Genomic DNA, 7,745 nt, shown 5'->3' with positions numbered 1-7,745 from the left:
CTCGAACCTCTCGCAGGATAGACATAATCAACGGCACCGCGGCCTCCTCTGTAGCGAGAAAGCCTCTCAAGAATCCCTCTTTTCCTACTTGGCAAGAGCCAATCAACTTATCTGCGATTCCCCTGCCATCGAGGGGAGGTAGGGCGTCGCGCCCCTTGCACTGTCGTTCCGTGCCCTGCCACCTTATTGAATGGCATCGGGCGAAACTGCCGCGACCTTCTACCTCCCCTCGATGGGGAGGTCGCGCCGAAGGCGCGGGTGGGGTGACTGCCGAGACCCAAACAAAAAGGCCGCCCAAAGGCGGCCTTTTCGATTGTCTGGAACGTCGCAGCGCTTAGCGCTTCGAGAACTGGAAGGAGCGGCGGGCCTTCGCCTTGCCGTACTTCTTGCGCTCGACGACGCGGCTGTCGCGGGTCAGGAAGCCGCCCTTCTTGAGCACGGCGCGCAGTGCCGGCTCGTAGTAGGTCAGCGCCTTGGAGATGCCGTGACGAACCGCACCCGCCTGGCCGGACAGGCCGCCGCCGACGACAGTGGCGACGATGTCGTACTGGCCGGCGCGGTTGGAAGCGATGATCGGCTGGTTGAGGATCATCTGCAGGACCGGGCGCGCGAAATAGGTCGCGAATTCCTTGTCGTTGACGACGATCTTGCCGGAACCCGGCTTCACCCAGACGCGCGCAATGGCGTTCTTGCGCTTGCCGGTGGCATAGGCGCGGCCCGACTTGTCGAGCTTCTGGACATGGACGGGTGCTGCCGGCTGGGTGTTGGTGTTGCCGGTGGCGGCGCCCAATTCTGCGAGCGAGGAAAGCTCAGCCATCTTATGCAACCTTCTTGTTCTTGGCGTTCAGCTTGGCCACGTCGAGCGTGACGGGCTGCTGGGCGACATGCGGATGTTCCGTGCCTGCATAGACGCGGAGGTTCTTCATCTGGCGGCGGCCGAGGGGCCCGCGCGGGATCATGCGTTCGACGGCCTTCTCAACGACACGCTCGGGGAAACGGCCCTCGAGCAGCTGGCGCGCGGTGCGCTCCTTGATGCCGCCGGGGTGACCGGTGTGCCAGTAATAGACCTTGTCGGTGAACTTCTTGCCGGTGAACACCACCTTGTCGGCATTGATGACGATGACGTTGTCGCCGTCGTCGACATGCGGGGTGAAGGTGGGCTTGTGCTTGCCGCGAAGATGATTGGCGATGACAGTGGCGAGACGGCCGACGACGAGACCCTCGGCGTCGATCAGCACCCACTTCTTCACCACATCCGCAGGCTTCTGCGAAAAGGTTGCCATGGATTTTGTCACTTTCGGTTTTGAACCTTCGCCAAACGATGGAGAAAAGGCGTTTCTTGTTGCTTGGATTGGCGACAAGGCACTTGCCCGCCGCCAAATAACAAAACGGCGGCCTTTGCGGGCCGCTGCTTCGGGTGGGCTTATAGGCGAGGGCAGGGATCGCGTCAAGCCTGAAGTCGCTGGGCTATTCCTGAAAGAATGTGGAAAAACAATGAGTTGGCAATAAGGTATTACAATACCGCACGAAAAAACGTTCCGGTGCATGGCCGGAACGTCCCTTGACTGATCCGGTCTTCAGTTGGCGCCTTCAAGCGAGCGTTGGATCTCCGGCGCAATTTGGTCCATCGCAGTGGCAAGCCAACCGCAGAGGTCGTCCGGCGAGGTGTCATGAATCCACACCAGCCGGCTGCGGCCATTGTTCTCTGCAAAGACCTGCATGGAGGTGTTGTCGTGCGCCACCTCCTCTCCTTCCCACGCCCAGACGATCCGGCGTGCCTGTTCGTCGCGGGCGATGAGCCTCTCCCGCACGACGTTGCCGTCGGCGAAAGTCATTTGCCGCAAGTCGGGCTCGATCAACCTGCAATCCACGAAAATATCTGGCGTTGTTAGTCGTGGCCCATCGGCGAAGTTGCCTACGGTCTGCCAAACCCTCTCAGGCGATGCATCGACGATGATTTCCCTGATAACTGATCCCATTTTGACACCTCTCGTTTGAAAGCAGACAGGTTTGTCTACTAGACAAGTCTGTCTGTATGTCCGAAAGGAATTGACGTCAAAGGGTATTTGATATGATGGGTCACGCTACTGACATCAGCAGGGAGAGTGCTGCGCGCAAGCGCATTCTCAACACGGCTACGAACCTATTCTATGCCGAGGGCGTGCACGCGGTCGGCATAGACCGGATCATCGCCGAGGCAGGCGTGGCCAAGGCCACGTTCTACAAGTACTTTCCTGCCAAAGACGAACTCGTCCGCGCGTACATTCAGGAGCAAAGCCGGCAAGGGAGGGCCATGACTGACAAGATCATCGGCCGATCCGCCCGGGAATCGATCTTGGCTATCTTTGATCTTGTTGCGGACGCCGCCACTCAGCCTGGCTACCGCGGCTGTCCGTTTCTGAACGCCGCCGCCGAATATCCCGACCCTAGTCATCCGGTGCGGCAGGCAATCGCCGAACATAGGCTTTGGAAGCATGACCTCTTGCGCGATTTGCTTGTGGCTGACCGAAATGCGCACGCCGAAACCACCGCCGACATCCTCACCGTAGCCAGCGACGGACTGCTTATCACCAGCCACCTAGACAAACCGACAAACTTGCGACGCCTCATTCGCGAGACGGTCCTGCAAATTCTGGGAGTGCCAGACAAGTAACTGACGCGGGAATGCGGCTACCGCTTCGGCGGGATCGAATAGGTGCCCGTGGCATGCGCCACCGTGTGTCCGTCCGGTCCGGCGACGATGTCGATATCGAACACCATCAGGCTCTTGCCCAGCTTCAGGATGCGGCAATGCCCGTCGATCGGCCCCGCCTCGGCCTTGCGGACAAAGTTGATGTTGAGGTTGGTGGTCACCGATAGGGCATCCGGTCCGGCGTGGCTGAGCACGCAGACATAGCCGCCAATGTCGGCCAGCGTAAACAGCGAAGGGCCGGACACCGTGCCGCCCGGCCGCAAATGCCGCTCGTCGGCATTGAGCCGCACCGTGCAGCCGCCCGGGAACACGTCGAGCGCCTCATAGAAGGTGAATTCGTCGTTGAGCTGCGGATAGACGCTGGCCATCAGCGCATTGACTTCAGGCGCCGTCAGCACCGGTTTGAGACTGTCCTGGGCGGGCATGTCGGTTTCCCCTTGGCACCTGTGCCTGTATGAACGTGGTCCGGTGCGCGTTGCAACCGTCGCCGATGGCGTCAGATCGGTGCGTCGCTTGTGCCAGCATCGGTTTCAGGGTGTTGGACGATCGGAGATCGCATACTAGATTGTAGTCATCCAACTCGACTGGGGAGAAGCGGCTCATGGCCGAAATCGTCGCGATCAAGCCGCCCGAAGGTCCGGTCATCGCCAGGCTGGACAAGGGCGTGCTCCGTCTGACGCTCGCCAACCCGCCTGCCAATGCCTTGTCGCTGGCCGTCATGGCGGCGCTGAGTGCCGAGCTTGACCATGCAAAAGCCAACAAATCCGTCCGCGTCATCGTCCTGGCGGCGGCCGGAAAGGTTTTCTGTGCGGGTCACGACCTCAAGGAAATGACCGCGCGCCGCGCCGACGCGGACAAGGGCAAGGCGTTCTTCGAGCACACATTTTCGGCTTGTGCTGGCCTGATGCAGGCGATCGTGCGCCATCCGCTGCCTATAATCGCTGAAGTCGACGGCCTCGCCACCGCCGCCGGGCTGCAGCTGGTCGCCAGCTGCGACCTCGCCATCGCCTCGCATGAAGCGACGTTCTGCACGCCGGGCGTCAATATCGGCCTGTTCTGCTCGACGCCGATGGTGGCGCTGTCGCGCAACGTCTCGCGCAAGCACGCCATGGAGATGCTGCTGACCGGCGAGACCATCGATGCGGCAACCGCCAAGGAATTCGGCCTGGTCAATCGCGTCGTGCCGCGCGAATACCTGAATCAGATCGTCACCAAATACGCGCAAACCATTGCTTCCAAATCATCTCTGGTGGTCAAGACGGGCAAGGAAGCCTTTTACGCGCAAGCCGAAATGGGGTTGGCCGACGCCTATGCCTATACCGGTCGGATCATGGTCGAGAATATGCTGGCGCGCGACGCAGAAGAAGGCATTGGCGCCTTCATCGGCAAGCGCAAGCCGGAATGGACGGACGACTAAAACATGGAACCGCGCATCTCGATTATCACCATCGCCACCGACGATCTCGACCGCGCCGTGCGCTTCTACGAGGCGATGGGCCTGAAGCGTCACGCCGGCATCACCGACGGCGTTGCCTTCTTCCAGATGGGCAGTGCCATTCTCGGCTTGTTTCCACGCCAAAGCGCCGAAGAAGATTCAGGCGTCACCTTCGCCAGGGCGCCGTCGGCGGTCTACCTCGCCTACAACACCCGCTCCGACGCCGAAGTCGATGAGGTGCTCGCCATGGCGGAAAAAGCCGGCGGCAGGATCGTCAAGCCGGCAGGGCGCGCCTTCTGGGGCGGCTGGTACGGTTATTTCGCCGATGCCGACGGCCATGTCTGGGAAGTCGCGCACAATCCGGCCTTTCCGATCGCGGAAGACGGCAGCATCTCGCTGCCGGACTGATCGGTCCGCATGGCCTATCGCAAGCAACTGACGCGACTGAAGGCGCCTTATCTCAAGCGCATCCTGCTCGACGCCACAAAGGTCGAGGAGGACTGGGAGAAATATCCCTGGAACCTGCCGCTGTTTCGTGGCCGTGAGTTCGAACTGGAATTCACCACGCCGATAACCATCATCGTCGGCGAAAACGGCACCGGCAAATCTACCTTGCTTGAAGCGATTGGTGCTTTGGCCGGTTACGACGAGGCCGGCGGCGGCAAGGGCTACAGGCCGGTCGACTATTCCCGTGCCATCGACAAGAGCGGTGCTGGGCTGGTCAACAGCTTTCGCTGCCATTGGCTGCCGAAGGTTACAGCCGGTTGGTTCTTTCGCGCCGAATCCTTCTATTCTGTTGCCCGTTACCTCGACGAGGCGGCCAGAGAATCCGGCGGAACGCCGCCGGATTTCCTGTCCTGGTCGCATGGCGAGGGATTCATCCGCTTTTTTCGAGGAGCGCTGCCGCCGGCAAGGCATCTACATCCTCGACGAGCCCGAAAGCGCGCTGTCGCCGTCGCGGCAGATCGAGCTGCTGAAAATGCTGCGGCGCATGGACCAGTCGGGCACGGCGCAAGTGATCATGGCCACGCATTCGCCGCTGCTGATGGCTTGTCCCGGTGCGCGGCTGTTTCGTATCAGCCGCTTCGGCCTCGACCCGACCGATTTCAGCGACACCGATCATTTTCGCATGATGCGCGACTTCTGCACCGACCCGCAGTCCTTTATGGAGGAAGCGTTGAGGGAGACTGACGAGTGAACCACGATACCTACGACAATGCCTATATCGGCGGCATCCTCAATTCGGTGAAGACCATCGCCATGGTCGGCGCGTCGGCCAATGACGTCAGGCCGAGCTTTTTCGTGCTGAAATACCTGCTGGCCAAGGGTTTTTTGGTCTTCCCGATCAATCCCGGGCAGGCCGGCAAGGAAATCCTTGGCCGCACAGTCTATGCCAGCCTGGCCGATCTGCCGGGTCCGGTCGATATGGTCGACATTTTTCGGGCCTCCGCTGCAGTGCCCGGCATTCTCGATGAGGTGCTGAAGCTCAATCCCTTGCCGAAGGTGATCTGGATGCAGCTTGGCGTGCGCAATGACGAGGCGGCGGCGCGCGCCGAAGCGGCCGGCATCAAGGTGGTGATGAACCGCTGCCCCAAGATCGAATATGGCAAGCTGTCGGGCGAGATCGGCTGGACCGGTGTCAACTCGGGTGTGCTGTCATCGAAGAAGCCGCTGATGCGGTCGGGATTCCAGAGTTTTGGCGTGCGCCAGAAATAGACCGCGATCCCGAAAGCCATGCTCGGTTCCCAGGCGAGCAAAACTATTCCGGGAAGCGATGAAGTTCCCCGCGCGTTCATCGTAGATCGCTTGCCGAAAGGTTTTTTGTTCTTTGCATTCGTGGCTGCGGTTCGCCAAGAATGCCCACGATTTTCAGAAGGTTCAGGAGAGGGAGGTTTCGATGACCCGCACGCCCGGTTTTAACACGCTCGCCGTCCATGCCGGCGCCAAGCCCGACCCGGCGACCGGCGCACGCGCCACGCCGATCTACCAGACGACCTCTTTCGTCTTCGACGATGCCGACCACGCCGCCTCGCTGTTCGGGCTGAAGGCCTTCGGCAACATCTACACCCGCATCATGAACCCGACCCAGGCGGTGCTGGAGGAGCGGATCGCGGCGCTCGAAGGCGGCACGGCCGCACTTGCCGTCGCCTCCGGCCATGCCGCGCAGGTGATCGTGTTCCACAATCTCATGCGGCCCGGCGACAATTTCGTTGCCGCGACAAGGCTTTACGGCGGCTCCATCAACCAGTTCGGTCATGCCTTCAAGAATTATGGCTGGGAGGTGCGCTGGGCCGACACCAACGACATCGCGACCTTCGAGAGCCAGATCGACGACAAGACCAAGGCGATCTTCATCGAGAGCCTGGCCAATCCGGGCGGCGTCTTCGTCGACATCGAGAAGATCGGCGACATTGCCCGCAAGCACGGCCTGCCGTTGATCGTCGACAACACGCTGGCCTCGCCGTATCTGGTGCGGCCGATCGAGCATGGCGCCGACATTGTCGTCCATTCGCTGACCAAATTCATCGGCGGCCACGGCAATTCGATCGGCGGCGCCATTGTCGATGGCGGCACCTTCGACTGGTCGAAATCGGGCAAATACCCGATGCTGTCGGAGCCGCGCCCCGAATATGGCGGCCTCGTCCTGCACGAAACCTTCGGCAATTTCGCCTTCGCCATCGCCGCCCGCGTGCTCGGCCTGCGCGACCTTGGCCCGGCGATCTCGCCCTTCAACGCCTTCCTGATCCTCACCGGCCTGGAAACCTTGCCGCTCCGGATGCAGCGCCATTGCGACAACGCGGTCACCGTCGCGGGCTGGCTGTCCAACCATCCCAAGGTCGCCTGGGTGAACTACCCCGGCCTGCCCAGCGACAAGAACAACGCGCTGCAGAAGAAGTACTCGCCGCAGGGGGCTGGCGCTGTCTTCACCTTCGGCCTGAAGGGCGGCTACGAGGCGGGCGTTAAATTCGTCGAGGCGCTGGAACTGTTCTCGCATCTGGCTAATGTCGGCGACACCAAGTCGCTGGTCATCCACCCGGCCTCGACCACGCATCGCCAACTTTCCGACGAGCAGAAGGTCAATGCCGGCGCGGGACCGGACACGGTCCGGTTGTCGGTCGGCATCGAGGATGTCAACGACATCGTCGCCGATCTGGAACAGGCCCTGGCCAAGGTTTGATCTTTACCCTCCCCCTTGTGGGGAAGTCGGCGCGTAGCGCCGGGGTGGGGGTGAGCCGGCACGGGGCCGTGCTCTTTCATGGAGGCAATTCTTGTCCACGCATTACCTGACGATATCGACCGACAGCGTCGACGCCGAGCATGGCGCACCGGCGCCGGATCGCCTGATTGCGGGCGATCCCAAATTCCGCACCTGGAATGTCGAGGAACGCGACGGCGGCCTTTATGCCGGCATCTGGGAAGCGACACCGGGCAAGTGGCGCATCGTCTACGACGAATGGGAGTTCTGCCACATCCTGGCGGGCGTGTCGGTGATCGCCGAGGATGGTGGTAAGGCGCGTACTGTGCGGGCGGGCGACAGTTTCGTGCTGCGGCCGGGTTTCAAAGGGACCTGGGAAGTGCTCGAGACCACCCGCAAGGAATATGTGATCAGGCTTTAAC

General features: G+C 61.4%; 11 protein-coding genes and 1 pseudogene. 8 read left to right on the top strand and 4 right to left on the bottom strand.

Going from position 1 to position 7,745, the window contains the following annotated elements; translation table 11 throughout:
- Nucleotides 1–334: 334 nt before the first annotated feature.
- Both rpsI and rplM read right to left on the bottom strand, forming a co-directional pair.
- Nucleotides 335–817 (bottom strand): 30S ribosomal protein S9, encoded by a 483-nt coding sequence (rpsI, locus tag JQK88_RS21545; RefSeq protein ID WP_027042360.1) that lies wholly within the window; start codon nt 815–817, stop codon nt 335–337.
- A gap of 1 nt (nt 818) precedes the next feature.
- A complete protein-coding gene (gene rplM / locus JQK88_RS21540; protein WP_192253381.1) occupies nt 819–1,283 on the bottom strand; it encodes a 50S ribosomal protein L13 in 465 nt (154 codons plus the stop codon).
- Between rplM and JQK88_RS21535 the strand changes: the two genes are divergently transcribed.
- Nucleotides 1,282–1,509, top strand: coding sequence for a hypothetical protein (locus JQK88_RS21535; protein ID WP_203279394.1), 228 nt, complete (start codon nt 1,282–1,284; stop codon nt 1,507–1,509). The genes rplM and JQK88_RS21535 overlap by 2 nt on opposite strands.
- A gap of 68 nt (nt 1,510–1,577) precedes the next feature.
- Here the strand turns inward: JQK88_RS21535 and JQK88_RS21530 are convergent, their stop codons facing one another.
- Entirely contained in the window at nt 1,578–1,979 is a 402-nt protein-coding gene (locus JQK88_RS21530) for an SRPBCC family protein (RefSeq protein WP_192253384.1), read from the bottom strand.
- A gap of 92 nt (nt 1,980–2,071) precedes the next feature.
- Here JQK88_RS21530 and JQK88_RS21525 point away from each other — a divergent pair, with 92 nt between their 5' ends.
- A complete protein-coding gene (locus JQK88_RS21525; RefSeq protein ID WP_192253387.1) occupies nt 2,072–2,653 on the top strand; it encodes a TetR/AcrR family transcriptional regulator in 582 nt (193 codons plus the stop codon).
- 17 nt (nt 2,654–2,670) lie between these two features.
- Here the strand turns inward: JQK88_RS21525 and JQK88_RS21520 are convergent, their stop codons facing one another.
- On the bottom strand, nt 2,671–3,117 hold the full coding sequence (locus JQK88_RS21520; protein WP_192253390.1) for a PaaI family thioesterase: 447 nt from the start codon (nt 3,115–3,117) through the stop codon (nt 2,671–2,673).
- Between the two features lie 176 nt (nt 3,118–3,293).
- Here JQK88_RS21520 and JQK88_RS21515 point away from each other — a divergent pair, with 176 nt between their 5' ends.
- From JQK88_RS21515 to JQK88_RS21490, 6 genes and pseudogenes are all read left to right on the top strand, one after another.
- Complete coding sequence (locus JQK88_RS21515; RefSeq protein ID WP_203279393.1) at nt 3,294–4,109, top strand: enoyl-CoA hydratase; 816 nt, start codon at nt 3,294–3,296, stop codon at nt 4,107–4,109.
- A gap of 3 nt (nt 4,110–4,112) precedes the next feature.
- Nucleotides 4,113–4,535: a VOC family protein gene (locus JQK88_RS21510; RefSeq protein ID WP_192253396.1), complete on the top strand. Its 423-nt coding sequence runs from the start codon at nt 4,113–4,115 to the stop codon at nt 4,533–4,535.
- A gap of 9 nt (nt 4,536–4,544) precedes the next feature.
- Nucleotides 4,545–5,325 (top strand): annotated as a pseudogene (locus tag JQK88_RS21505) (AAA family ATPase).
- Entirely contained in the window at nt 5,322–5,843 is a 522-nt protein-coding gene (locus JQK88_RS21500) for a CoA-binding protein (protein WP_192253399.1), read from the top strand. Before JQK88_RS21505 ends, JQK88_RS21500 begins: the two are co-directional and overlap by 4 nt.
- 181 nt (nt 5,844–6,024) lie before the next feature.
- Nucleotides 6,025–7,305 (top strand): O-acetylhomoserine aminocarboxypropyltransferase, encoded by a 1,281-nt coding sequence (locus JQK88_RS21495; RefSeq protein WP_192253402.1) that lies wholly within the window; start codon nt 6,025–6,027, stop codon nt 7,303–7,305.
- 91 nt (nt 7,306–7,396) lie between these two features.
- Nucleotides 7,397–7,744, top strand: a complete 348-nt coding sequence (locus JQK88_RS21490; protein ID WP_192253405.1) for a cupin domain-containing protein — start codon at nt 7,397–7,399, stop codon at nt 7,742–7,744.
- Nucleotide 7,745: the final 1 nt, after the last annotated feature.

The sequence above is a fragment of the Mesorhizobium caraganae genome, assembly GCF_016836705.1.
Lineage (GTDB): Bacteria > Pseudomonadota > Alphaproteobacteria > Rhizobiales > Rhizobiaceae > Mesorhizobium > Mesorhizobium caraganae.
This window is presented reverse-complemented; position numbering and strand designations above follow the sequence as displayed.